A 24,772-nucleotide genomic window follows, 5' to 3' on the forward strand; every position below is an offset into this window, starting at 1 on the left:
GGGGAAACCCTCCCGGCCGATCAAGGGATGGCCGGGAGGACAGGTGCAAAGACCGTCAGACTACGTCTCAGACTGCGGTCGCATGGCGCTCGATGCAGGTTTTCAGCACCGCATCGGCATCCTTTTTCCACCAATTGTTGGTCGACATGATCTCGACCTCGCAGAAGCCATCGTAACCCACGCCCTCGACCATGGCGCGGATCGAGGGGATGTCGATGACCCCATCGCCCATCATGCCGCGATCCAGCAGCAGGTCGGTGGTCGGCACCAGCCAGTCGCAGACATGGAAAGCCAGCACGCGCTTGTTCGCCCGCTTGATTTGGGCTGCGAGGTTCGGGTCCCACCAGACATGATAGACATCCACGGCGACGCCGAGATGCCGGTCGTGCGCACCGGCGCCCAGCGCATCGCAGAGATCGAGCGCCTGGGCCAGCGTGTTCACGCAGGCGCGGTCGGCGGCATACATCGGATGCAGCGGTTCGATGGCGAGCGGGACTTTCGCCGCCCTGGCATGCTCCAGCACGGCGGCGATGCCATCCTGCACCTGCTGGCGCGCACCGGCGATATCCTTCGAGCCGGCCGGCATGCCGCCCACCACCAGCACCAGGCATTGCGCATTCAGCGTGGCCGCGTCGTCGATGGCGCGCTTGTTGTCGTCGATCGCCGCCTGACGGCCGGCGGCATCAGCAGCCGGAAACATGCCGCCACGGCACAGGCCAGTGACGGTGAGTCCGACATCGCGGATATGTTTCGCCGCCTTGGCCGTGGTGTAGTCCGCCAGCTTGTCGCGCCAGGGCGAGATGCCGGTGATGCCATGACGGGCGCAGCCCTCGATGCATTGCTGCAGCGACCACTGCTCCTTGACCGTTGCGGTATTGAGAGAAAGCGGGCCGGGTTTCTTCTGGCTCATGCGTCGATCCCGTGCACCGCCATCACCGCCTTCATGCGGGCTGCCGCCTGGTCTGGATTGGCAAGCAGGCCGGCCGCATCGGCCAGACGGAAGAGTTCAGCCAGATGCAGCGCCGAGCGCGTGCTCTGCTGGCCGCCGACCATCAGGAAGTGATCCTGGTGGCCATTCAGATAGGCCATGAAGACCACGCCGGTCTTATAGAACCGCGTCGGCGCCTTGAAGATATGCCGCGACAACGGCACCGTCGGCGCCAGGATCTCGTGGAAGGTCTTCTCGTCGTTGCGGGTCAGCGCGCCCAGCGCGGCGGACGCAGCCGGCGCGATGGCGTCGAAGATGCCCAGCAGGGCGTCGGAATGGCCCAGCGCATCGCCGACGATCAGTTCGGCATAGTTGAAGTCGTCGCCAGTATACATGCGCACGCCTTTCGGCAGCTTGCGGCGCATGACGATCTCCTTGTCCTTATCCAGGAGCGAAATCTTGATGCCGTCGACCTTGGCCGCATTGGCGTTGATCACATCCAGGCAGGTGTCCATCGCCTTCATGTGATCGCCATTGCCCCAGTAGCCGGTGAGCGCAGGATCGAACATCTCACCCAGCCAGTGCATGACGACGGGCTGCTTCACCTGGGACAGAATGCGGCCATAGACCTTGATGTAATCGTCAGGCGACTTCGCCGCTGCGGTGAGCGCTCGCGACGCCATCAGGATGATGCGGCCGCCGAGCTTCTCAATAGCTGCGCACTGTTCCTCATAGGCGCGAATGACCGTGTCGATGGTGACATCGGGACCCGGCATCAGGTGGTCGGTGCCGGCACCAGACGCCACGACCGCGCCAGGCACATCCTTCGCCGCATCGAGGGAGCGGCGCACCAGTTCCTGCGCGTCGTTCCAGTCGAGCCCCATGCCACGCTGGGCGGTGTCCATGGCCTCGGCCACGCCGAAACCGAGCGACCAGAGATGCCGGCGGAAGGCGATGGTCTTGTCCCAGTCGATGGCGGGCGTCAGCCAGGGATCATGCTCGGCCAGCGGATCGGCAACGACATGGGCCGCTGCATAAGCGATGCGGCTGAAGGGCGCCCCATCAATCAGATTCTGGGCCGAAGGAAAGGCCTTGGGCTGCTTCAGCCTGTAAGGGCTGAGATGACCGGGCGCATCCGGCAGGGTGAGCGTGATCGCCATGGCTTGGACTCCCTACTCTCTCTGCTCTGATCAGGCCTTCAGTTCCGGCAGATCAATCCAGCGGCGTTCCTTCCAGCTCTTCAGGCCGGCTTCGGCCAGCTGCACGCCCTTGGCGCCTTCGAGCAAGGTCCACTTGAACGGCTCGTTGTCGACCAGATGGCGGATGAACATTTCCCACTGAGCACGGAAGCCGTTCATGTAGACCTGGTTGTCGGGGACTTCCTGCCAGGTGTCGAAGAAGTCGATGGTCTGCGGCACATCGGGGTTCCACACCGGCTTGGGCGTGTTGACGCGAGCCTGGGTGCGGCAGCTGGTGAGGCCGGCGACCGCCGACCCTAGCGTGCCGTCGACATGGAAGGTGACCAGATCGTCACGGCGCACGCGGGTGGTCCAGGAGGAGTTGATCTGCGCGATCACGCCGCTCTTGAGCTGGAAGGTGGCATAGGCCGCGTCATCGGCATCGGCCTTGTAGGGCTTGCCCTGCTCGTCCCAGCGCTTCTTGATATGGGTGGCGCCGAGGCAGGACACGCTCTCGACCTCACCGAACAGGTTGTCAAGCACGTAGCGCCAGTGGCAGAGCATGTCGAGGATGATGCCGCCGCCGTCCTTGTAGCGGTAGTTCCACGACGGGCGCTGGGCCTGCTGCCAGTCGCCCTCGAAGACCCAGTAGCCGAACTCGCCGCGCACGGAGAGGATCTCGCCGAAGAAGCCGCTGTCGATCAGCATCTTGATCTTCTGCAGGCCGGGCAGGAACAGTTTGTCCTGCACCACCCCGTGCTTGATCTTGTATTTCTTCGCCGCCTTGACCAGGTCGAGGGCGACACTGAGCTTTTCCGCCGTCGGCTTTTCGCAATAGACGTCCTTGCCCGCCGCCATGGCCTTCTTCAGCAGCCCGGCGCGGGCCTGCGTGGTGGCGGCATCGAAGAACAGGGTGTCGTCCTTGTTCTTCAGCGCGGCGTCGAGATCGTCGGTATAACGCTCGATGCCATGCTGCTTGGCCAGACGCGCCACCTTGTCGAGATTGCGGCCGACCAGGATCGGATCGGGCATCACGCGGCGGCCATTCTTCAGCACCACGCCGCCATCCTTGCGAATGGCGCAGATGGAACGGATCAGATGCTGGTTCATGCCCATGCGTCCGGTGACGCCGTTCATGATGATGCCGAGACGGATATCCTTGCTCATAGTCTTTTGTCCTTCTTTCACGGATTCAAGGTCATGGGGGCGAGATCGCCCCAAGCGGGTTCGGCCGCGGCGCCGAAACCGGCAGCGCCCAGCAGGCTGTTGAGATCGAGGCCGCCGCGGCGGATGGCGAGCCGCACGCGGCCGGTGGCCTCGTCGCGGTGATAGAGATCGGGATGGGCGGCCAGGAATGCGTTCTGCTCCGGCATCGACGCAGAACCGAAACCGTCCACATAATGATGGCCGTTGCGCTCGACATGGGTGAGGCCCAGCGCCGCCACCAGCGCAAGGTCCTGCTGCAGCGCCAGCCCGGCCTGACAGGTGAGATCCTCGCCGGTTATGAAGTAACCGTGGTTATTGCTTTCCTGGCCCCAATGCTGCGCGCGGGCGGCATTCAGCACGGCGCGATAGACCCCCTTGCAGGTCTTGGACGAGATGCCGCGATAGCCCAGATCGCGGGCGCGCGGGAAAACATCGTAATCGGCATCCGATTCATCGACGATCAGGGGAATCTCGGCGGCCAGCGGCGCCACCGATGCACCGAGCGCGGCGGCGCGCTTGATCGGCTGTTCGATATAGATGATCGAGGAGCAGAGCCGGCGCAGACGGCTGTCAGCGCGCATGGATTGCCACAAGGCGGCAATACCGGTGACGTCGTCATACTGCTCGTTGCCGTCGAGGCTGGCATAGTAAGGCTCGGTCGACTGGTCAAGCACGGCCGCGATGCCCTGCAGGCGGGCCAGATCGGCCTCGGCATTGCCGCCCACTTTCAGCTTGAACCAGCGGTGACCGTATTGCGTGACCGCTCCCTCCAGGCTTTCCGGCAGGCCATCGTCGAGACGCGGCGCGGCAACGTCGCTTTCGCGCAGCGGATCGACCATGCCGACCGTATGGCGGGCGGCGATGCGGCGCACCGACACAAGCCCGGCAAGCCAGCCATCGAGGTCGAAGCCGGTAAGATCAGGCGTCAGGGTTTCGCCCTGGATGCCGAACAGGTTGCGGCCCAGCGCGGCGGCGAAGGGAATGCGGCGCAGCCGGCAGAATGCGTCGATGATGGCGCGGTCTAGCAGCGCCGGGCCATAGGAGGCGACCAATGCGTTGAGGCCGGCTTTCGCACCCTCTTTCACAAGAGCCGCATGATGGGCCGCGGAATGACCGAAGGCGCTGCGCGGCGTCGGATCGGCGGCATAGGCATTGACCGCATGCAGCAGACTCTGTCGCAACTGGGCGAAATTCTGTTCGTTCGACAGCGCCGGATCCTTGTCGAACCATTTCGGCGCCATCAGCTCAGCCGCCGCGCCCCAGCCGCTGCGGCCATCAGGCAGCGTGATACGCAGCCGCGCATAGGCCTGCGGCGCCGCCGTCAGCGTCACCACGCCGAAGCGGAAGGGCAGCCGTAGCGTGACCGGACGCTCGAAGAGCTGGATATCGGAAATGCGGAAGACGGGGGCGGTCATACCGGCTCCAGCAGGTCGCGCAGATAGCGGATGGAATGAGCGGCAACACCCGGGCCATCGGGTTCGTAGATGAAGGGCTCGACGCCGATATCGCCGGCATAGCCATGGCGCTTCAGCGCGGCGAGGATCGGCGCGAAGGTCATCTCGCCCTGGCCGGGACCTTTCCGGTTCGGGTCATTCACCTGCACATGGGCGATCAGGCCGGTCGGCATCCAGCGGTCGATCAGCTCGGGCACGCCTTCCTGCTCGGCCAGACCGGCGGCGCTGCAGTCGATCATGGTGCGGAAGCCGCGGCTGGCGATGCCCTCGACGATGCCGATCGCCTCGCCCACCGTGTTGACGAAGTTGGTTTCGCGGCGTGACAGCGGCTCCAGGCAATAGGTGACTCCGGCCTTCTCGGCGGCGCGCGCGGCATGGCGGAAGGCTTCCAGCGCATAGCCTTTCGCCGCATGGATGTCGCGGTCGGGCAACTGACGCTGCGCCGGCGAGCCATGCACGAGATAGCGGCCGCCAAGATCGGCGCAGAGATCGCACAGACCCTGCATCACCTCGCGGGTGCGACGGCGCACCGCCGGATCGGTATCGGTGATGGACAGTCCCTTGGGCGTCACCAGCAGCCAGTGCAGGCCGGTGACCACGAGGCCAGTCTCTTCGACGGCGCGGCGGATGACCTTGCGCTCAGCCGACGTCAGCGACAGCGGATCGTCGCTAAGTGTGAAGGGCGCGATCTCGAGCCCGTCATAGCCGAGTTCCGCCGCCAGCGCGCATTGCGCGGCAAAGGGCATCGGGCTGAGGACTTCGTTGCAGAGCGAGACGCGCATGGCTTTTCTTCTTAAAGTAACCATTCAGTTACTTATAACGGAAAACGGACAGTATGGTCAATTCGCGATCCATCCTGTTTTTCAGGCGCCGTTGAAGCCGAGGCGCGTTTTCACGGCCTGAATCTGGCCACGGATGATCCGGCTGGTGGTCGGGATGCTCATCAGCAGCATGATGGCGACGACCACCCAGAGCACGATGCAGATCGGCCGGGTGAAGAAGGGCGTCAGGTCACCATCCGACAGCACCAAGCCGCGCCGCAGGCTCTTGTCCATCAGGTCGCCCAGCACCAAGCCCAACACCAGCGGCGCCATGGAATAGCCATTCTGCCGCAGGATGTAGCCGGCGATGCCGAAGCCCAGCATGGTCCAGACATCGAACAGGCGACCGGCCAGCGAGTAGGATCCTACGGTGCAGAGCACGAAGATGATCGCCATGATGTAGGTGCGCGGAATCTGCAGCACCAGCAGCAGCGGCCGCACCAGGAAGAGGCCGAAGAACAGCATGGCCACGGTGGCCATCAGGTTCATCGCCACCACGTCGTAGACGAACTGCGGACTTTCGATCATCAGCATCGGGCCCGGCCGCACGCCGTGGATCATCATGGCGGCCAGCAGCACGGCGGCCGGCGCCGAGCCGGGAATGGCCAGCGCCAGCGAGGGGATGATGGCGCCGGGGATCGAGGCATTGTCGCCGGTCTCGGCCGCAATCAGTCCCTCGATGGAACCCTTACCGTATTTTTCCTTTTCCTTGCTGGCGCGACGGGCGGCGGCATAGGAACTCCAGGCTGCCATATCCTCGCCCACCCCAGGCAGGATGCCGACATAGACGCCGATCACACCCGACCGGAGAATGGTGCGCCAGTATTTGATCACGTCGCCAAAGCGCGGCAGCACCGAGTCCACCGTATGGATGGCCGGACGCGCCTGCCGCTCCTTCATCACGGTCAGCACTTCGGCGAAGCCGAAGGCGCCGACCAGCGACGGGATCAGCGAGAAGCCGCCGGTCAGATCACTGATGCCGAAGCTGTAGCGGTCATAGGCATGGATGCCGTCCTGGCCGATCAGGGCGATGAACAGGCCGAGGAAGCCCATGATCCAGCCCTTGAGCGCATCCTCGCCGGTGATGCTGCCCGACATCATCACGCCGAACATGGTGAGCCAGAAGAATTCGAAGGCGCCGAAGGTGAGCGCCACTTCGCCCAGCAGCGGCGTGAACAGCGCCAGGCAGATGATGCCGAAGATCGAACCGACCACCGAGCCGGTGGTGGCGATGCCCATGGCGCGCCCGGCCTGGCCCTGGCGCGCAAGCTGGTAGCCATCGAGGCAGGCGGCGGCATTGGCGGCGGTGCCCGGGATGTTGAGCAGGATGGCGGTGCGGCTGCCGCCATAGATCGCGCCCGAATAGGCGCAGATCAGGATCAGGATGGCGTCATTGGGCGGCATCCGGATGGTGAGCGTGGTGAACAGCGCAATACCCAGCGTGGCGCTGAGGCCCGGCATGCAGCCGATCAGGATGCCGGCCAGCGTGGCGCCGAAGGCATAGAAGAGTTGCCAGGGACCGAGAAAGCTGGCGAGCGAGGAGCCGAGCAGGATGAGACCTTCGAACATACTGATTCCCCGCTTACGGCAGCCGGACCAGGAAGAGTTCCTGGAAGATAAAGGTGATGACGGCGGCACCGCCGATGGCAACGCCGGCTGCGGCCAGCAGGCCGCGCAGGCGCTGGTTCGCCGCGCCGCGTTCCTTCCACTGGAAGATCGTCACGAAGGTGAAGATGAAGGCGGCTGCCGTCGCCCAGAAGGGCAGCCCGCGGCCAATCAGCCCAAGCGCAAAGGCCACGCAGACTGCCGCCGTAACGCCGACGCGCCGCCAGGCTATGCGCGCTTCCGCCTGCGCTTCGGCATCCTGCACCCGGGGCACGGAGAAAGCGCCGGCACGGATCGCGCGAATGGCGAGGATCACGCCGAAGAAAGCAATGAAGATGCCGAGGATGCCGGGCAACAGGCCCGGGATCGTATAGGGATTGATGTGCAGATTCTCGAGGCGGTCCATCTTCACCGCACCCCAGGTGATGGCGATGCCGAGCACCACCCAGCCAACGCCCCACCAGACATCGGCCCGCGCGGCTGCGGCTTTCACCTCGTCTCCACCTGCACTCATGATCGCACTCCCCACAAAAGCAAATCGGCCGCCCGGCTTGGATCACGCCAGGCGGCCGTTTCGTTCACCCTGCCTTACGGCTTCGGAATGCCGATGGTTTCCGGATTGATCTTGGCCTTGCCGCCTTCCTGCAAAATCCAGGCGGCGCCCTGGATCGCCGGGAAAGAGGCCTTCTTGGCATCTTCGCCATGGCGCGGATCGAAGATCGCACCCTTGTCGGCAGCATACTTCTTCAGCGCTTCCGACTTCGAGATCTTCTCTTCCCAGATCTTGTTCAGCGTGGCGGTCACTTCGGCCGGCGCGCCCTTCGGCACGAAGATGCCGAAATAGTTGGTTTCGGTGCGGAAGTTCGGCAACGTCTTGGTGATCGGCTCGATCGGCGGCACGCCGTCGACGACCAGCGGCTTGTCGGACAGCACCGCCAGTGCACGCAGGCGCTTGCCACGGATCATTTCGATCTGCTCGACGCCGAGTTGGCTGGTCACCTCGGTCTCGCCGGCCACGGTGGAGATCACCGCCGGATTGCCGCCATCATAGGAGACATGCTTGTAGGTGGCGCCAGCCGCACGCGACAGCGCTTCCGAGCCGTAATGGCCCGAGGAATTCACGCCGGCCGTGGCGAACGACACCGCACCCGGCTTGGCCTTCATGGCGGCCAGCAGATCGGCGACGCTCTTGTACGGGGTATTCGGATTGACGCTGATCACCGACTGGTTCGCCACGGTGAGATAGAAGTCCCAGTCCTTGGCGGTGGTGTCGAGCAGGCCCGACACGGCATAGGAGCCGATATCCTTGGCGGCGCCCGAAGCCCAGGTGTAGCCGTCCTTCTGGCCTTCCAGCACACTCTTGGTGCCGATCGAGCCCGACGCGCCAGGCTGATTGACCACGACGATCTTCTGCCCGAGCTCCTTTTCCAGTTCGGCTGCGGTAATACGGATCACCTGGTCGGTGGAGCCGCCGGCGGCCCAGGGCACGATCACGGTGATCGGGCGGGTCGGTTTCCAGGTCTGCGCGGCGGCCGGCTGGGCGACGAAGCCCAAGGCACCGGCAACAAAAGCGGCCACGGCTGTACGAATAGCAAGCTTGCCTTGCATGGCGGTCTCCTCCGTTTATGGATCGTGTCGATCCTTGTTATCCGCCCAGCATTTCCGATGCCGGGCAGACTTGTCAACGGGGAAGTAACCGGTCAGTTACGAAATTCGACCTTTGATGGATCAGGGCCGCAGATAGCCCAGCACGACCGCAATCGAGTGATCGAGACGGATTTTCTGCTCCTTGGCGCTGAGCAGGTTGCGGCCGAAAATGGTCGACAGCGTGTGTATATTGGAGAAGTAGAAAAACCCGAGCGCGGCGATGGTGGTATACAACTCGACCGGATCGACATTCTTGCGGAACACGCCCTCGCGCTGACCGCGCTGCAGCAGATCGGTGATCACCACCAGCAGCGGCGTATACAGTTCACGGATTTTCTTGGAATCCTTGAGGAAGCTGGCTTTATGCAGGTTTTCCGCATTCAGCAGCGCAATGAATTCCGGATTGCGCGAGCAGAATTTGAAATTGAATTCCATCAGGTAGCGCATGCCGTCGGTGGGCGACATGCGGGCGACATCGATGGCGTGCTCCTCCTCGCGCATGCGCTCATAGGCGCGCTCCAGCACGGTCAGCCACAGGCCATCCTTGTTGCCGAAATACTCATAGATCATACGTTTGTTGGAACCCGAACGCGCGGCGATCTCGTCGACGCGGGCACCGGCCAGGCCCTTGGCGGCGAACTCGACCAGCGCCGCATCCAGGATGTTGCGCCGCGTCACGTCCGGCTGGCGGGTGCGCTTGGTATCGGGCCGGGCAGTTTTAACTTGGGCGGTTTTTGACTTCGGCATGCGGTCTCCCCTCACCCAGTCTTGCCGGGCGGGAGGGGGAGCCGTCAAGCGGCGGCCGTCCGGAGACGGCGCAGGATCAGCCCAGCATCTGGGGCAAAGTGACCAGCTTCACCCCAGCCCGTTCCAACCCGGCGCGGATATGGCGGGCCATCGAGACGGCGCCGGCGCTGTCGCCATGCACGCAGATGGAATCGACGTTGCAGGGGATGCGCTTGCCTGAGACCGAGACGATGGCGCGTTCCTGCACCATGCGCAGCACGTTCTGCAGCGCCTCGTCATTGTCATGCACCATCGCATTGGCCTGACCACGCGGCACCAGATTGCCGTCGTCGTCGTAATTGCGATCGGCGAAGACCTCCTGCGCCACCGGCAGGTTGAGCTTGGCGGCGGCGGCGGCCATGGCCGAACCGGCCGGCGCCAGGAAGATCAGGTCTTTCGACACGCCGGCGATGCCGCGCGCCAGTGCCATGGCAAGGTCCATGTCGACGGCGGCCTTGTTGTTGATGGCGCCATGCGGCTTCACATGGGTGACCTTGCCGCCCTTGGTGGCCGCCACGCCCATCAGCGCGCCGATCTGATAAGCCATCAGCGCCTCGACTTCCTTGTTGCTCATGGTCATCGGGCGGCGACCGAAGCCCTGCAGGTCGGGATAGGACGGATGCGCGCCAATGGAGACGCCGTTCTTCACGGCTTCGGCGACGGTCGCCTGCATCACACTCCAGTCGCCGGCATGGAAACCGCAGGCGACATTGGCGGTACCCACCACGGCCAGCATCGCCGCATCGTCGCCCATGGTCCAGGCGCCGTAGCTTTCGCCGAGATCACTGTTGAGGTTGGTCTTGAGCGTCATGGAGGCCTCGCGGGTCTAGCGCCAGTGCCCGCTGGGGGCATCCACGGCGCCGCTGATCAGGTTCTGTGTATATAGCGCATTCAGGTCGAGATAGACATCGGGCAACGCCGTGCGGATACCCTCGATCAGCCGCTTCAACGCCTGCTCCTGGTTGCGCCGGGCCGTCTCGGCCTCAGCCACACTGACAGCCGCGAAGGTGAGCGTGTCGCCCGGTTTCATGCGGCCGACGCGCGGCAGATCAGCCGAGATCACGGTGGCGATCTTGGTGTAGCCGCCGATGGTCTGACGGTCGACCATCAGGATGATCGGCTTGCCGTTGCCCGGCACCTGGATCGAGCCACCGGTCACACCCTCGGACGCGATATCTGCGCCACGCAGATGCTCGATTGCTTCGCCATCCAGCCGGATACCCATGCGATCAGCTTCCTTGGTGACGGTATAGGTGGCCGAGAGGAAGGTTCTGATGCCGGTTTCAGTGAAGCGATCATCCTGAGGACCCAGCACTACACGGATGGGCCCGCCGCCGTAGTCAGGGACATCAGCCAGCTCACGCTCATCGCTTTCTTCAGCAATTTTGGCGATCGGCAGCCTGTCGCCAGCCCTCAGTGCGCGGCCCTCGAAGCCGCCAAGACCGGAGCGCATATAGGTGGACTGGCTGCCCATGAAGGCTGGAATAGCGAAGCCGCCTTCGACGGCGAGATAGGCCACGCTGCCCTCCTCCACCGCACCGATGGTCAGCTTGTCGCCACGCTTAAGCAGCGCCGAGCGCCAGGGCTTCAGCGCCCGCGCATCGCCATTGCCAGCCGGCTGCAGGGTCAGTTTCGCCGCGCCGCCGAAAGCTATCCGCACCGCCTCGGCATTCACCGTGAAAGTGGGCCCGAGGAACCCGATCTCCAGTGCGCCGGTATTTTCCGCGTTGCCGACCAGTCTGTTGACCAGCCGCAAGGCCAGCGGATCGGTGGCGCCGGCCACCGGCATGCCGAGCGCCTGATGCCCGCGCCAGCCGAAGTCCTGCACCGAAGTCATCAGGCCTGGCGCAGCGATATCCAGCGTACCGCCATTCGCAATATCGGCCGTCATGACTTCACCTGCAGCGCGGCATAGTCGAACGCGCCCTGCTCCACCTGCCGCAGAATCGCGTCATAGTCATTCGCCGAAACCGCCGCATAGGTCACCTCATCGCCTGGAGCGAGCAGAATCGGCTCTGCCCGACGAGCATCGAAGGGGCGCAGCGGCGTACGACCGATCAAATGCCAACCGCCCGGACTTTCCCAGGGGTAGATCGTGGTCATCGATTCCGCGATCGCCACCGAACTCTGCGGCACCTTGATGCGCGGCTCCTTGCGGCGAGGCAGATGCAGCGTCGCATCGAGGCCGCCCATATAGGCCAGGCCCGGCATGAAGCCGAGCATGTAGACAAAATACCGCCCATCCGTATGGATTTTCACCACCTGCTCGGGCGTGACCTTGCAGCGTTCTGCCACCTCGTTGAGATCCGGCGCACAATCCACAGCATAGCAAACCGGCAGGCGCCAGAGCCGGCCGCCGCGCTGCTCGGGCTTCAGGCCACTGAACAGCCCGCGCACCTGCGCTTCCAGATCGGCCCGGCTGGTGACCAGCGGGTCGTACTGCACCAGCAACGCGCGGAAGGACGGCAAGGTCTCGACCAGACCCTCCGGCTTCGCATCACGCAACGCGGCATGCAGCGCCATCACCATGGCGTTGACGCCGCGGTCGATGCCTTCGCCGAATTCGACGCTGAAGGCGGTGTCGCCAAAGGACCTGATCTGGGGATAGGCGGTCATGATCCAGTTCTTACGGCTTCGCTGCTCAGGCTACAACAGGCAGCGCCTCGACGTCATAGGCATGGCCGAGCTTGCGCTTGAGCACCGGGTCTTCCAATTCGAATTCGAACCGCGTGGAAGGCCGGATGCCGCCGATGGCGCCAAGCGTGCCGCCGAACATCAGGGTGCCGGGCGGCAGCGAGGTCTCGTTGCGATAGCGGGTCATCAGGTCGTCGGGGCTGCGCAGGCCCGAGACGGCGCCTTCCTGATAGAGCACGCGCTTGCCGTCAATGGTGGCCCAGGCACGCAGGATCAGCTGGTCCCAGTGCTTCACCACGTCGTCGTAACGCCACAGGCCGGTGCCGACCACCTTCGAGCAGAGCTGCTTGGACAGCGCCACGCCGGCGGCCTCCGCCTTGCGGTCGGTATGATCGGAACCGAGCGTGACCCAGAGGCCGTCCGCCAGAGCAACGATGACAGGCTCCACTTCACCCGACGTATCCGGACCGAGCACCTGCAGATGCGTGGTCTGGCTGAGCTGGCCTGTGCCGATGCGATAGAACAGCGGCACGCTGCTGGGGCGCGGCACACCAATGGCCGCCAGTTCCTCGATATGATGTTCGATGGCATGGGCATCGCGCCCGGCCCAGCCGGCGACGATCAGCGTGTCGATCTGCACGGCAATGCGGTCGCGGCGATCCTGCCAGAAACGGTCGAAGGTCAGCATAACGGTAATCCTCAATTAAACTGAGTCGGCAGCCAGAGCGCGATGCCCGGCCAAATCATCATCAGCACGATGGCGAAGATATAGACCAGCATGAAGGGCATGACACCAGAGAAGACGTCGCTGATCGGGCCGCGATCCGGCCTCATGCCCTGCAACACGTAGAGCACGGTGCCGTCGGGCGGACTGATCATGGCGATCTCGACCAGCATGGTGACAATGACGCCAAACCAGATCGGATCGTAGCCCAGCGCCTTCACGATCGGGAAAACGATCGGGATGGTGGTCAGGATCATGGAAAAGCCTTCCATGAAGGTGCCAAGCGCCAGATAGAAGCCGATGATCAGCGCAACGATGGCCCAGCCCGGCAGCGGCAGGCCCGCCACCGTGTCCGCCATCATCTGCGGCACGCGCAGGCTGGTGAGAATGAAGTTGAGGAGATAGGCGCCGAACAAGATCAGGCCGATCATCGCCGTGGTGCGCGCGGTCGCCTCAGCCGAGTCATGCAGCATCTTCCAGGTCAGCTTGCGCCCGACCAGCGCGAAGACGATGGCGCCGGTGACACCGAGCGCCGCCGCCTCGGTCGGCGTGGCGATGCCGGCATAGATGGTGCCGAGCACCAGCAGAATCAGCAGCGCAGTCGGGATCAGGTCCTTCAGGCTGGCGATCTTCTCGCTGAGCGGAATCGCCGGGCCTTCGGCGGCGATGGGATTGCGCAGGCCATGCAGCACGATCAGCCCAACGAACAGCACCACCACCAGCAGGCTGGGGCCCAGGGCCGCGATATAGAGCGCGCCTACCGAGGTCTCGGTGATCAGACCATAGATGATGAAGGTGATGCCCGGCGGAATCAGGTTGCCCAGTGCGCCGCCGGCGGCCAGCGAACCCAGCACCATCTTCGGGCTGTATTTGGTGTTCTTGAAGAAAGGCAGAGCCACCGAGCCCATGGTGGCGGCGGTCGCCACGCTGGAGCCGGAGATCGCCGAGAAGATGGCGCTGGCGGCGATATTGGTGTGCAGCAGGCCACCGGGTAGACGGTTGAGCCAGACATTCAGCGCGCGATAGAGCTTGTCGGACAGCCCGGCGCGCAAGAGAATCTCGCCCATCAGCAGAAACAGCGGCACGGCGACCAGCACGAAGCTGGAGCTTGGCCCCCAGATCATCTGGCCGATGAAGTTCCAGAAAGGCCGATCCGAGAAGGCGAAGCCGGCCAGCAGGCCGAGCGCGCCGAGCGCGGCGCCGATATAGACGCCGGAGCCGAAGAAGGTGCACATCACGCCGACCAGCAGGATGATTTCGGCGACTGGCGCGTTGCCGCCGCCAGTGAGCGCGCTGGCGACGGTGATGCCGAGCAGGATCAGCAGAAAGACAACGGCAATCATTTCGTATCCTGTCGGCTGACGGCGACAGCTTCGAGCGCCTCGGCCGCCTCTTCGGTATAAGTACGGGGGCCGAGCAATGCATCGACCGCATCGGGGCGCCCGGCGAGAATCAGCAGCAGCGTCTCGATGACCATGGCCACGATCAGCACGAAAAAGACCACGATACCGATGGCCCACAGTCCCTGCGGGATCACCAGCGGGGTATGCAGCAGGCTGTTGTCGGTAGCGCCGAAATCCTGGCTTTCCTGCACCAGTTCGATGGCGCCGAAGCTCAAGAAACCCGCCAGCATGCCGAGCAGGGCGAGCGCGAAGAGATGTAGATACTGGCGGCCGCGCAGCGGCACCTTGTTCAACACCATGTCAATGCGGACATGGTTGCGGGTGGCCAGCGCATGCGGCAGACCCCAGGCGATGCCGAAGGCCAGCATGTAGCCGGTCATCTCGGTGGTCGACTGCGAAGAAAATCCGAGGAAGGCGCGCGCCAGCACGTCGAAGGTGACGAACAGCGCGCAAAACACGAAGACCCAGCCCGCCGTGTAATTCATCCAACGGCTGACGGCCTCAATGACATGGCGGAGTTTGGCGGCCGCTGCGGCAGAAGCCGCAGCGGCGCCAGCCGCCGGAGGAGTGGCGGTCATGAGCGGATCAGTTCTTCAGCGGCACGCCGGTGATCGGGGCGATCACCTGCTCGTAGACCTTGCCGCAACGCTCGCCGCAGCGCTTGACCCAGGCGGGCAGCACGGCGTCACCCACGGCCTGGCGCAGCAGCGCAACATCGGCCGGCTTCTCGCGCACGATGGTCATCGGGGCGTTGGTCACCACGGTACCGATCTTGCAGCCTTCGGCCTTGCCGCTGTTGCAGGCAATGCCGTCTTCGGTGGCTTCGGCGCCAAGCTTCCACTGGGCATCCTCGACTTCCTTCATAGTCTTGGTCATGAAGTCACGCACGGCGGGGTCCAGCTTGTTCCACCACTGCACGTTCACCATGTAGGCCGAGGTCGACCAGCTGAGCGGCAGCGTGTACATGTGCTTGGCCACTTCATACCACTTCGCGCCATTGCCCGACGAAGTGCCAGTGATGGCACAATCGGCCACGCCGCGCTCCAGCGCGCCGTAGACTTCCGGGAAACCGATGGCGATCGGCTGCGCGCCGATATAGTTCATGAAGTCGTTCATCGAACCGCCGTTGGTGCGGACCTTCTTGCCCTTCAGATCGGCCAGCGCCGCCACCGGCGTGCGGCAGAACAGCACCTGCGCCGGGAAGGGATAGACCGCCACGATACGCGTGTTGAAACGCTCGAGCTCGCGATTGGCCAGCGGCACCAGCGCATCGACCACTTTGCGGGCCTGCTCGATGGTGGGGTTGAGGCCGGCGAGATCGGCGCCATCCAGGAAGGGCACGTCGCCCGAAACGGTGGCGAGCGGCGCCGCGCCAATATCGACCTGACCGGCGCGCACGAGACGGATGATCTCAGGCCCGTTCAGGTTCATTTCCGGCCAGCTGGCCAATTTGATGTCGATGCGGCCACCGCTCTTGACCGGCACGCCTTCCTTCAGCATCGGCACGTCGACCTTGCTGTATTGCGGCAGAGCCGGACCCGGCTGCGTCGCCATGGTGATCGAAACCTTCGGGCCGGCCGGCAGGCCTTGGGCCAGAACGGGCATGGCAGTGGCAGCCATCAGACTGACCGCCGTGAGAAGCGTCTTCATCGTCATCATTACCCCCTGTTGGAATGGAAAGACTTATAGGACGGCTAATCGACTATTCTTCAGATCGGTCACCAGCATGTGGCCAGGTGCGTGCGTGATGCAGAATTCAGGCTTAACGGTGGCGATCACCGACTGGGGCGTGACGCCACAGGCCCAGAAGACCGGCAGTTCGTCGGCCTTCACCTCGACCGGGTCGCCGTAATCGGGCGCCATGATGTCCTTGATGCCGAGCAGCTCGGGCTTGCCCAGATGGACGGGCGCGCCATGCACGGCGGGGAAACGCGAGGTGATCTGCACGGCGCGGATCGCATCCGCCGGCTTCAGCGGTCGCATCGACACCACCAGCGGACCACGGAATGGGCCGGCTGCCGTCGTCTCAATGTTGGTCCGGTACATCGGCACGTTGGTGCCGGCTGCGATATGGCGAAGCGGGATGCCATCCTCGATCAGCGCTTCCTCAAACGAAAACGAGCAGCCGATCAGGAAAGCGACGAGATCATCGCGCCACACGGATTTCAGGTCGCGCACCTCCTCAACCAGCTTGCCGTCGCGCCAGATGCGGTAGAGCGGGATGTCGGTGCGGATGTCGAGGTCTTCGCCCAGTGCCGGAATGCGCGGATCGCCGGGCTCGGAGGCGCCGATCAGCGGGCAGGGCTTGGGATTGAACTGGCAGAAGCGGAAGAAATCATCGGCGAGCGCCTTGGGCAGGATCGCCAGATTGCCCTGCACGAAACCCGGCGCAATGCCGGCGGTGGGGCCGCGATGATCGCCGCGACGGATCGCCTGCCGGGCCTCGCGGCCGCTGGCATAGATGGTTCCTGATGCGATGGCGTTCATTCACTCCTCCTGTCCCGCGCACATCGCATCATGACAGGCGCATGACTGTCCAATCGGTAGTTCCGATGGCAGCCTATAAGAATTTCTTATCGGTCAAAAATCGGGCGATGCGATGATTTTAGTGGCGCTTCTGCCGGCGCTTCGCCTCGGATGCCGCCATCTCGCGCGCGATCTCGGTCACCGCTTCGGCCAGATAGCTGTCGGGTTTGACCGGGTAGCAGGCATGAAAATTCAGATCAGGCAGATTCTGTTCCGCCTTGACGATACGTAGGCGTTTTTCCGAAAGCTCGCGGCGGATGATCAGCGGCGGAATCGCCGAAATGCCGATGCCGTCCAGCGTCATGCGCACAATGGTTGAAAGAGAGGCATTGCCATACATGCGAAGCGACGGCATGTCGGAACGCGTCATCATCTCGCGGATGGTGATATAGGGCCGGGTATTACGCGGATAGGTGATAATGGGCCAGCGCGCCAGCACCGAGAGCGGCACCGGGTCGGCACCAAGATCGAGCGCAGGGCTGGCGATCCAGGCCAGCGGGTAGCTCGATAAAGCCACGTTTTTCATACGAGGTTCGCTGATCGGCCCCAGCACGAAGGCGATGTCGAGCTGGTGCGCCAGCAGGCGTTCGCGCAGCAGCGGCGATGTATCGACCTCGATCTCCAGCGTCAGCGCAGGATAGACCGTATGCATGCGTTCAATCAGTTTCGACAGCCAAGTATGCACGATGGTTTCAGCAACGCCGAGCCGCACGATGCCGCGCATCGCCTTCTTCTCATGCGCCGCATGCACCAGGTCGGCGTGGAGCTGCAGCATGCGTTCGGCATAGGGTAGCAGCTCGTTGCCCTTGGCGGTCAGCGCCACGCCGCGCGGCTCGCGATCGAAGAGCCGCACGCCCAGTTCGGTCTCCAGCTGCGCGATGCGCTGCGACACCGCTGGCTGTGTGGTGTTGAGCTTTTCGGCCGCCGAACGGAAGCCGCCAAGATGGGCGACCCAGACAAAGGTTTCGAGATTACGTAGATCGGCCATGGCCTGCCCCGATGGAAAAGCCGGGAGACTATAAGCCCGGCTTATCACCTATCCGCAATGAAACAAGTGTTCCATTGTTGATTAACTTGAATCAATTGTTGCAAACCCTTGCCTGCTGCGGTTCAATCCCGACCATGATCCAGCAGCAATCGCTCGCCGACCGCATTGCCGCCGCCTTTTCCGGTCTGCCGCCGCAGTTGCAGACGGCGGCGCGCTTCGTGCTGGAAAACCCCGACGACGTGGCGCTGCTCTCCATGCGCGAGCAGGCCCGCCGCGCCGGGGTACCACCCGTCACCATGACACGGCTGGCCCGCGAGCTGGGCTTTGCAGATTACGCCGCTTTCCGCGACCTGCAGGCTGCAGCGCTACGCCGCAGCCAGATGCCGGCCGGCGCCGGCTTCAGCGCCCGCGCCGGTCAATTGCAGCGCCGCCAGCAGAAGGGCGGCGATGCCGCGTTGGCCGCGCAGATCGGCTGGGCCATGGCGGAGCATATCGCCAACAGCCATGACGAAGCCGGGATCAGCAATCTGATCGCCGCCGCCGGCCTGCTGGAAAAAGCACGCCGTGTGTATTTCCTGGGCTTGCGGTCCTGCTACGCCGTTGCCTTCCAGGCGCAGTACGTGCACGGCCTCTTCCGCGACAACGGCGTGCTGCTGGACGGCGCCGGCGATACCGGGATCGACCCGCTGCGCCATGCCGGCGCAGATGACGTTCTGCTGGCGATCAGCGTCGCGCCCTATGCCAGCGCCACCATCGAACGCCTGCATTATGCCCGCGAACGCGGCTGCAGCGTCATCGCCATCACCGACAGCCGCGTTTCGCCGATTGCCGGCCTGGCCCAGCGCAGCCTGCTGGTCTCGACCGAGACACCCTCCTTCTTCCACGCCGTCACGCCCGCCTTCGCCGCAGCCGAAACCCTGATCGCGCTGGTGGCGGCGCGGGCCGGCGACAAGGCGCTCAGCGCCATCGCCAACGCCGAGAGCCAGCTCGGCGCCTTTTCCACCTACTGGTCTCGCAAACCCTCCCGCAGAAAGCCCAAGTCATGACGAGCCGTATTCTTCACCGCAGCATCACTCATACCTATCCGGTCGCCGTCGGCGGCGAAGGCATCCGCATCATCGATGCCACCGGCAAGCGCTATATCGATGCCTCGGGCGGCGCGGCGGTGAGCTGCCTGGGCCACGGTCATCCCGACATCACGCGCGCCATGCATGAGCAGGCCGACAAGCTGGCCTTTGCCCATACCAGCTTCTTCACCACCGAACCGGCCGAGACGCTGGCCGACCGCCTGATCGCCACCGCGCCCAAGGGCATCAGCCATGTCTATTACGTCTCCGGCGGTTCGGAGGCAATCGAGGCTGCGCTCAAGATGGCGCGCCAGTATCACGTCGAACGCGGCGAGCCACAGCGCAAGCATTTCATCGCCCGCCGGCAGAGCTATCACGGCAACACGGTTGGTGCTTTGTCGGTCGGCGGCAATGCTTGGCGACGCCAGCAATTCGCTCCGATGCTGATCGAGGCACATCACATCGCACCCTGCTTTGAGTATCGCGACCGCCACGATGACGAGTCGCCGGAAGCCTATGGCCGGCGCGCCGCCGACGAACTGGAGGCCAAAATCCTGGAGCTTGGCAAGGACAGCGTGATCGCTTTCGTCGCCGAGCCCGTCGTGGGCGCGACGCTGGGTGCCGTGACTGCCGCACCGGGCTATTTCAAGCGCATTCGCGAGATCTGCGACCAGTATGGCGTATTGCTGATCCTGGACGAGGTGATGTGTGGCATGGGTCGCACCGGCACGCTGCATGCCTGCGAGCAGGAGGGCATTTCGCCCGACATCATGACCATCGCCAAGGGCCTGGGCGGCGGCTACCAGCCGATCGGCGCCACGCTGCTGTCGCAGAAGATTTTCGACGCCTTCAAAAACGGCTCGGGCTTCTTCCAGCACGGCCATACCTATCTGGGCCACCCGATGGCCTGCGCCGCCGCCATGGCGGTGCAGCAGGTAATCGAACGCGACCACCTGCTGCACAATGTGCAAGCGATGGGTGCACATCTGATGGACCGCCTGCAGGACCGCTTCGGCAACCATCGCCATGTCGGAGACATCCGCGGCCGCGGCCTGTTTCAGGCCATCGAGCTGGTGCAGGATCGCGCCAGCAAGGCCACCTTCGATCCGGCCAAGAAGCTGCATGCCCGCATCAAGCAGGAAGCAATGAATCTCGGCCTGATGGTCTATCCGATGGGTGGCACCATCGACGGCCTGCATGGCGACCATGTCCTGCTCGCGCCGCCCTTCATCTGCACCGCGGAGGACATCAACACCATCGTCGACAAGCTGGGCGAGGCCGTCGATGTCTCGCTGAAGGCGGTGGCCTGATGTCTGCCATCATCGCTGTTGCACCCAACGGAGCACGCAAGCTGAAGGCCGATCATCCGGCCGTGCCACTGACCGCCGACGAACTCGGCCTCTGCGCCGCGCAATGCCGCGATGCCGGGGCCGCCATGATCCACCTGCATGTGCGCGAGCCGGGCAGCGGCAAGCATTCGCTGGATGCCGATCTCTATCGCGCCGCCATCAAGGCGGTGCGGCGCGAGGCCGGCGATGCGCTGATCATCCAGGCGACCTCGGAAGCCGCCGGCGTCTATAACCGCCACGAACAGATGGCGGCGATGCGCGCCCTGATGCCGGAAGCCTGCAGCCTGGCGGTCCGCGAGATCCTGCCCGATGCGGAAGCTGAAACGGAGGGCGGCGCCTTCCTGACTGAACTCTACAAGGCCGGCGTGATGATGCAGTATATCCTCTATGCCGCTGAGGATGTGCAGCGTTTCCACGAGCTGAAGGCGCGCGGCATCATCCCGGGAGACCGACATTTCGTGCTGTTCGTACTGGGGCGCTATACCGCCGGCCAGCGTTCGGAGCCGGCCGACCTGCTGCCTTTCCTGCAGGACTGGACGGCGAGCGACGGCGATTTCGCCGTCTGCGCCTTCGGCCCCAAGGAATCGGCCTGCGCGCTAACCGCTCTGGGCTTGAACGGCCACGCCCGCATAGGCTTCGAGAACAACACGCTGCTCAGCGATGGCAGCCCGGCGCCGGACAATGCGGCGCTGGTGCGCCAGACCATCCAGCACGCCGCCGTGATGGGCCGCACCATCGCCGATGCAGCAGCGGCGCGCGCCTATCTGGAAAAGCTGCGCTAGGGCGGTGCCTGGTTTTTACGCGGCATTTAGGGCGAAATCGTTCAGCGGCACCGGCGACGGCCGGCCGCTGATCGAAGCCGCAATCACTTCAGCCGAGCCGAAGGCCAGCGTGAAACCGAGCGCGCCATGGCCGACATTGAGCAGCAGGTTGTCGACACCGCTGCCATTCAGGATCGGCAGGCCTTTCGGCGTCGCCGGGCGCAGGCCGGTCCAGGGTTCCATCTGCTGCCAGGTGGACGCCGCCGGGAAAGTCTCGCGCGCCTGCTCGACCAGCAGGCCGAGACGCGCTGGATCGATGCTGTCATCCAAGCCGACGATGTCGGCCATACCGGCCACCCTCAGCTTCTCGCCCAGGCGCGCATAGACCACCTTGTAGGCGGTATCGGTGACCGAGACGCGCGGCGTCGCCTCGTCCTTCACAATCGGCAGCGACAGGCTGTAACCCTTGATCGGATAGATCGGCAAATCGAGGCCGGCCGTCAGCCCAAGGCGACGGCTGGCCACGCCGGCCGCCAGCACATAGGCATCGGCCTCCAGCACATCGCCGCCGGTAGTCTCGACGCCGAGCAGGCGGTTGCCGGCCCGCAGCAGCCGGCGCACGCGCGCGCCATAGACGAACTGCACGCCGCTGTTGTCGCCGGTCAGCAGGCTTTCGATGCCCATGCACAGGCGGTAGGGATCGCCGGCCTCCTCGTCAGCGGTATAGACACCGCCATGGATACGATGCGCGATGGTTTTCAGCGCCGGCTCAATCTTCAGGCAGCCGTCGCGATCCAGCACCTGCTGCACGCTGCCGAGTTTGCTTTGATACTCGACCTGGGCGCGGGCGCCATCGAGGCCCGCGGCGTCGCCCTGCAACACCAGCTTGCCCGCGCGGCTCCAGACGAAATCCAAGCCATGGATGTCGTTGGCGGCATGCAGCACGTCGCGACTCAGATAAGCCAAACGCAACAGCTTGTCGGTGGTGGCCAGCGCTTCGGCCTGCGTGCAGGCAGCGAGGAATTTCAGCAGCCAGCGATACTGGAATGGATCGAAGGTGGGGCGGAAGCGCACCGGCGAATTGCGGCTGAACAGGTATTTCGGCAGGTCGAACCATACCGATGGCGCCGCCAGCGGCGCAACATAGGAATAGCTCAGCTGCGCGCCATTGGCATGGCTGGCGCCCTGCGCCGTCGTCGGTGCGCGATCGACCACGGTGACGCGATGGCCATCCTGCGTCAGCCGCCAGGCCGTCGTCATTCCCACCACGCCAGATCCGATCACCACGATATTCATGATAGCTCCATGTCGCCGCGCAGCAACGACCGGCCGGCAGCGTAAGGCTTTCAGGCTAGGCGTGAAGGTCGGGCACCGGCCACTGCCGATGCAGGTATCGTCCATAACATTGAGTTATGCCGGCCCTTGGCAAAATCCGCCCCGACGCTACAGTGCAGCGATCCATTTCCCGCCCAAGCCCGGCCCCAAAATGCAGCTCCGTCATCTGGAAGTCTTCCACGCCATCATGCTGACCGGCACGATCACGGCGGCCGCAAAACTCCTCAACATCTCGCAGCCGGCCGCCACCCGCCTGCTGCTGCGCGCCGAAGACCAGCTCGGCTATCGCCTGTTCGACCGCGTGAAGGGCCGCCTGCTGCCGACCCGCGAGGGTCAGGTGCTGCATGCCGAGAGCGAGCGCATCATCAGCGGCCTGGACAACCTGCGCAAACTCTCGCGCAACCTGGGTGCCGCGACGACCGGCCATCTGCGCATCGCCGCAGCGCCCGCGCTGTGCATCGACCTGATTCCGCTGGCGATCACGCGCTTCCGCCAGAAGCATGCCGATGTCAGCTTTGAGGTCGAGACCCGCCAGTATGCCGACCTGGTGCGCGTGGTGCTGAACCACGAAGTGGAACTGGGCATCGGATTCGACGTGCAGCCGCATCCCGGGCTGGAAATCCAGATCTTGGCGGATGCGCAGTTCTACGGGATTTTTCCCAAGGCAATGGAAAGCCAACTGCCGCCGACCGTGAAGCTGGACTGGTTCCGCAAGCATCCCTTCATCGGCCTGCGCAGCGACGATCCGCTGGGGGCTGCCTTTGGCGCGGCCGTGAAGCTCTCCGACGTCGAGCTGCGGCCGATCGTCGAGGTCAAGACCAACCAGATCGCACTTTCCTTGGTTTCCCGCGGCGCCGGTGCCGCGATCGTCGACCAGTATACTGCCGCTGCCCATGACCCCAGCCTGGTGGTCGCCCGCCCGCTGCAGCCCACTATCGGTTTTTCGGTGCAGGCGATCCGCGCCAAGCACCAGCCGGCCTCGGTGCTGGCGCGGAAATTCAGCGCGCTGCTGGCTCAGACCGAGAAGGCCGTTTCCGCCGCGCTGGTCGCGGCAAAACGACCTTTACGGGCTTGACGATATGGTCTGGACGGTGTCCATACCATAGAGTTATGGAAGAGGTACCGATACGCATGGCGGAACAGACAGGGTTTCCGCTATCACAAAGCGGTGCACGGAGGGGGCTCGTCATGCAACGGGGTGCATTGGGCTTATAGAATCCCAGCCTCTGTCCGATTCCGTCTCGCGCGTTTCCATGCTTGACGGTCATCAACAGTATTCGCGGCCATCGTCAATCTCGGCGGCGGCCAAAAACGGAGGAGAAGTTATCATGCAGTTTGCTAACAAGCTTGCGGCGGGCGCGCTCGGCGCGGCCCTTCTGGCCGCCCTGCCAGGCGCCAGCATGGCGCAGCAGAAGTTCGTCACCATCGGCACCGGCGGCGTGACCGGCGTGTATTACGCGGCCGGTGGCGCGATCTGCCGCCTGCTGAACAAGGACCGCAAGGCCCATGGCATCCGCTGCTCGGTTGAATCGACCGGTGGCTCGGCCTACAACGTCAACACCATCAAGGGCGGCGAACTGGACTTCGGCACCACCCAGTCCGACGTGCACTACCAGGCGCTCAAGGGCCTCGGTCCGTTCAAGGACGCCGGCGAGTTCAAGGAACTGCGTTCGGTCTTCTCGCTGCATCCGGAGCCCTTCACGGTTCTGGCCCGCAAGGAAGCCAACATCACCAAGTTCGAAGACTTCAAGGGCAAGCGCTTCAACGTCGGCAACCCCGGCTCCGGCACCCGCAACTCGCTGGAAGAGTTCATCAGCGCGCTTGGCTGGAAGTTGAGCGACTTCGCACTCGCCTCCGAGTTGAAGGCTGACGAGCACGGCCCGGCGCTGTGCGACAACAAGATCGACGGCTTCTTCTACGGCGTCGGCCATCCCTCGGCCAACATCCAGGACCCGACGACGAGTTGCGGCGCCAAGCTGGTCTCGCTGACCGGTCCGGCCGTCGACAAGCTGGTTGCCACCAACTCCTACTACGCCAAAGCCACCATCCCGGCCGGCCTGTACAGCAACAACCCGCAGGCGACGCAGACCTACGGCGTGCTGGCCACGCTGGTCTCCTCGTCGAAGGTAGATACCGAGACCGTCTATCAGCTGGTCAAGGCCACCTTCGAGAACTTCGAGGAATTCAAAAAGCTGCACCCCGCTTTCGCGAATCTCGACCCGAAGGCGATGGTCAAGGACGGCAACTCGGCCCCGCTGCATGACGGCGCGGTCAAGTACTACAAGGAAAAGGGCTGGATGTAAGTCCAGCAGCGAAGATGGGCGGCCCCGCAAGGGCCGCCCATTCAGTATTGCGGCGAC

At 64.2% G+C, this 24,772-nt stretch carries 24 protein-coding genes; 5 read left to right on the plus strand and 19 right to left on the minus strand.

The window, feature by feature from the left end; translation table 11 throughout:
• Nucleotides 1-67 precede the first annotated feature (67 nt).
• From AC1RRT_RS05285 to AC1RRT_RS05370, 18 genes are all read right to left on the minus strand, one after another.
• Nucleotides 68-910, minus strand: coding sequence for a sugar phosphate isomerase/epimerase family protein (locus AC1RRT_RS05285; RefSeq protein ID WP_493012732.1), 843 nt, complete (start codon nucleotides 908-910; stop codon nucleotides 68-70).
• Complete coding sequence (locus tag AC1RRT_RS05290; RefSeq protein ID WP_493012733.1) at nucleotides 907-2,088, minus strand: dihydrodipicolinate synthase family protein; 1,182 nt, start codon at nucleotides 2,086-2,088, stop codon at nucleotides 907-909. Before AC1RRT_RS05290 ends, AC1RRT_RS05285 begins: the two co-directional genes overlap by 4 nt.
• A 30-nt stretch (nucleotides 2,089-2,118) precedes the next feature.
• Complete coding sequence (locus AC1RRT_RS05295; RefSeq protein ID WP_493012734.1) at nucleotides 2,119-3,273, minus strand: Gfo/Idh/MocA family protein; 1,155 nt, start codon at nucleotides 3,271-3,273, stop codon at nucleotides 2,119-2,121.
• Between the two features lie 17 nt (nucleotides 3,274-3,290).
• On the minus strand, nucleotides 3,291-4,727 hold the full coding sequence (locus AC1RRT_RS05300) for an enolase C-terminal domain-like protein (protein WP_493012735.1): 1,437 nt from the start codon (nucleotides 4,725-4,727) through the stop codon (nucleotides 3,291-3,293).
• Nucleotides 4,724-5,548, minus strand: coding sequence for a sugar phosphate isomerase/epimerase family protein (locus tag AC1RRT_RS05305; protein ID WP_493012736.1), 825 nt, complete (start codon nucleotides 5,546-5,548; stop codon nucleotides 4,724-4,726). Before AC1RRT_RS05305 ends, AC1RRT_RS05300 begins: the two co-directional genes overlap by 4 nt.
• Nucleotides 5,549-5,629: 81 nt before the next feature.
• A complete protein-coding gene (locus tag AC1RRT_RS05310; protein ID WP_493012737.1) occupies nucleotides 5,630-7,156 on the minus strand; it encodes a tripartite tricarboxylate transporter permease in 1,527 nt (508 codons plus the stop codon).
• A gap of 13 nt (nucleotides 7,157-7,169) precedes the next feature.
• Complete coding sequence (locus tag AC1RRT_RS05315; RefSeq protein ID WP_493012738.1) at nucleotides 7,170-7,706, minus strand: tripartite tricarboxylate transporter TctB family protein; 537 nt, start codon at nucleotides 7,704-7,706, stop codon at nucleotides 7,170-7,172.
• 74 nt (nucleotides 7,707-7,780) lie between these two features.
• A complete protein-coding gene (locus AC1RRT_RS05320) occupies nucleotides 7,781-8,800 on the minus strand; it encodes a Bug family tripartite tricarboxylate transporter substrate binding protein (RefSeq protein WP_493012739.1) in 1,020 nt (339 codons plus the stop codon).
• 120 nt (nucleotides 8,801-8,920) lie between these two features.
• On the minus strand, nucleotides 8,921-9,586 hold the full coding sequence (locus tag AC1RRT_RS05325) for a TetR/AcrR family transcriptional regulator (RefSeq protein WP_493012740.1): 666 nt from the start codon (nucleotides 9,584-9,586) through the stop codon (nucleotides 8,921-8,923).
• Nucleotides 9,587-9,662: 76 nt separating this feature from the next.
• Nucleotides 9,663-10,436, minus strand: a complete 774-nt coding sequence (locus AC1RRT_RS05330) for a LamB/YcsF family protein (RefSeq protein ID WP_493012741.1) — start codon at nucleotides 10,434-10,436, stop codon at nucleotides 9,663-9,665.
• Between the two features lie 15 nt (nucleotides 10,437-10,451).
• Nucleotides 10,452-11,516 (minus strand): 5-oxoprolinase subunit C family protein, encoded by a 1,065-nt coding sequence (locus AC1RRT_RS05335; RefSeq protein WP_493012742.1) that lies wholly within the window; start codon nucleotides 11,514-11,516, stop codon nucleotides 10,452-10,454.
• Nucleotides 11,513-12,241 carry a 5-oxoprolinase subunit PxpB gene (gene pxpB, locus AC1RRT_RS05340; RefSeq protein ID WP_493012743.1) on the minus strand — a complete coding sequence of 243 codons (729 nt, stop codon included), beginning with the start codon at nucleotides 12,239-12,241 and terminating at the stop codon, nucleotides 11,513-11,515. The genes AC1RRT_RS05335 and pxpB overlap by 4 nt, the downstream gene beginning before the upstream one ends.
• A 25-nt stretch (nucleotides 12,242-12,266) precedes the next feature.
• Nucleotides 12,267-12,947 carry a DUF2848 domain-containing protein gene (locus AC1RRT_RS05345; RefSeq protein WP_493012744.1) on the minus strand — a complete coding sequence of 227 codons (681 nt, stop codon included), beginning with the start codon at nucleotides 12,945-12,947 and terminating at the stop codon, nucleotides 12,267-12,269.
• An 11-nt stretch (nucleotides 12,948-12,958) separates the two neighbouring features.
• Nucleotides 12,959-14,326: a TRAP transporter large permease gene (locus AC1RRT_RS05350; RefSeq protein ID WP_493012745.1), complete on the minus strand. Its 1,368-nt coding sequence runs from the start codon at nucleotides 14,324-14,326 to the stop codon at nucleotides 12,959-12,961.
• Nucleotides 14,323-14,964, minus strand: a complete 642-nt coding sequence (locus AC1RRT_RS05355; RefSeq protein ID WP_493012746.1) for a TRAP transporter small permease subunit — start codon at nucleotides 14,962-14,964, stop codon at nucleotides 14,323-14,325. The genes AC1RRT_RS05350 and AC1RRT_RS05355 overlap by 4 nt, the downstream gene beginning before the upstream one ends.
• A gap of 7 nt (nucleotides 14,965-14,971) precedes the next feature.
• Nucleotides 14,972-16,045: a TRAP transporter substrate-binding protein gene (locus AC1RRT_RS05360; RefSeq protein WP_493012747.1), complete on the minus strand. Its 1,074-nt coding sequence runs from the start codon at nucleotides 16,043-16,045 to the stop codon at nucleotides 14,972-14,974.
• 24 nt (nucleotides 16,046-16,069) lie between these two features.
• Nucleotides 16,070-16,873, minus strand: a complete 804-nt coding sequence (locus tag AC1RRT_RS05365; RefSeq protein WP_493012748.1) for a putative hydro-lyase — start codon at nucleotides 16,871-16,873, stop codon at nucleotides 16,070-16,072.
• 118 nt (nucleotides 16,874-16,991) lie between these two features.
• Nucleotides 16,992-17,900 carry a LysR family transcriptional regulator gene (locus AC1RRT_RS05370; protein ID WP_493012749.1) on the minus strand — a complete coding sequence of 303 codons (909 nt, stop codon included), beginning with the start codon at nucleotides 17,898-17,900 and terminating at the stop codon, nucleotides 16,992-16,994.
• A gap of 134 nt (nucleotides 17,901-18,034) precedes the next feature.
• On the opposite strand from AC1RRT_RS05370, the gene AC1RRT_RS05375 reads away from it, so the two are divergent.
• From AC1RRT_RS05375 to AC1RRT_RS05385, 3 genes are read left to right on the plus strand one after another with little or no spacing between them, the layout of a single operon-like run.
• The gene (locus AC1RRT_RS05375) at nucleotides 18,035-18,946 is read left to right on the plus strand and encodes a MurR/RpiR family transcriptional regulator (RefSeq protein ID WP_493012750.1); all 912 of its coding nucleotides are present in this window, start codon (nucleotides 18,035-18,037) and stop codon (nucleotides 18,944-18,946) included.
• Nucleotides 18,943-20,277 (plus strand): aspartate aminotransferase family protein, encoded by a 1,335-nt coding sequence (locus AC1RRT_RS05380; RefSeq protein ID WP_493012751.1) that lies wholly within the window; start codon nucleotides 18,943-18,945, stop codon nucleotides 20,275-20,277. The genes AC1RRT_RS05375 and AC1RRT_RS05380 overlap by 4 nt, the downstream gene beginning before the upstream one ends.
• Nucleotides 20,277-21,098, plus strand: coding sequence for a beta-keto acid cleavage family enzyme (locus AC1RRT_RS05385; RefSeq protein ID WP_493012752.1), 822 nt, complete (start codon nucleotides 20,277-20,279; stop codon nucleotides 21,096-21,098). The genes AC1RRT_RS05380 and AC1RRT_RS05385 overlap by 1 nt, the downstream gene beginning before the upstream one ends.
• Nucleotides 21,099-21,113: 15 nt before the next feature.
• Here AC1RRT_RS05385 and AC1RRT_RS05390 read toward each other — a convergent pair whose 3' ends face one another.
• On the minus strand, nucleotides 21,114-22,373 hold the full coding sequence (locus AC1RRT_RS05390) for a D-amino acid dehydrogenase (RefSeq protein ID WP_493012753.1): 1,260 nt from the start codon (nucleotides 22,371-22,373) through the stop codon (nucleotides 21,114-21,116).
• Nucleotides 22,374-22,563: 190 nt separating this feature from the next.
• Here AC1RRT_RS05390 and AC1RRT_RS05395 point away from each other — a divergent pair, with 190 nt between their 5' ends.
• A complete protein-coding gene (locus AC1RRT_RS05395; protein WP_493012754.1) occupies nucleotides 22,564-23,487 on the plus strand; it encodes a LysR family transcriptional regulator in 924 nt (307 codons plus the stop codon).
• Nucleotides 23,488-23,740: 253 nt separating this feature from the next.
• On the plus strand, nucleotides 23,741-24,715 hold the full coding sequence (locus AC1RRT_RS05400; RefSeq protein WP_493012755.1) for a TAXI family TRAP transporter solute-binding subunit: 975 nt from the start codon (nucleotides 23,741-23,743) through the stop codon (nucleotides 24,713-24,715).
• Nucleotides 24,716-24,772 lie beyond the last annotated feature (57 nt).

The sequence above is a fragment of the Ferrovibrio sp. GW821-FHT12B10 genome (assembly GCF_058807515.1).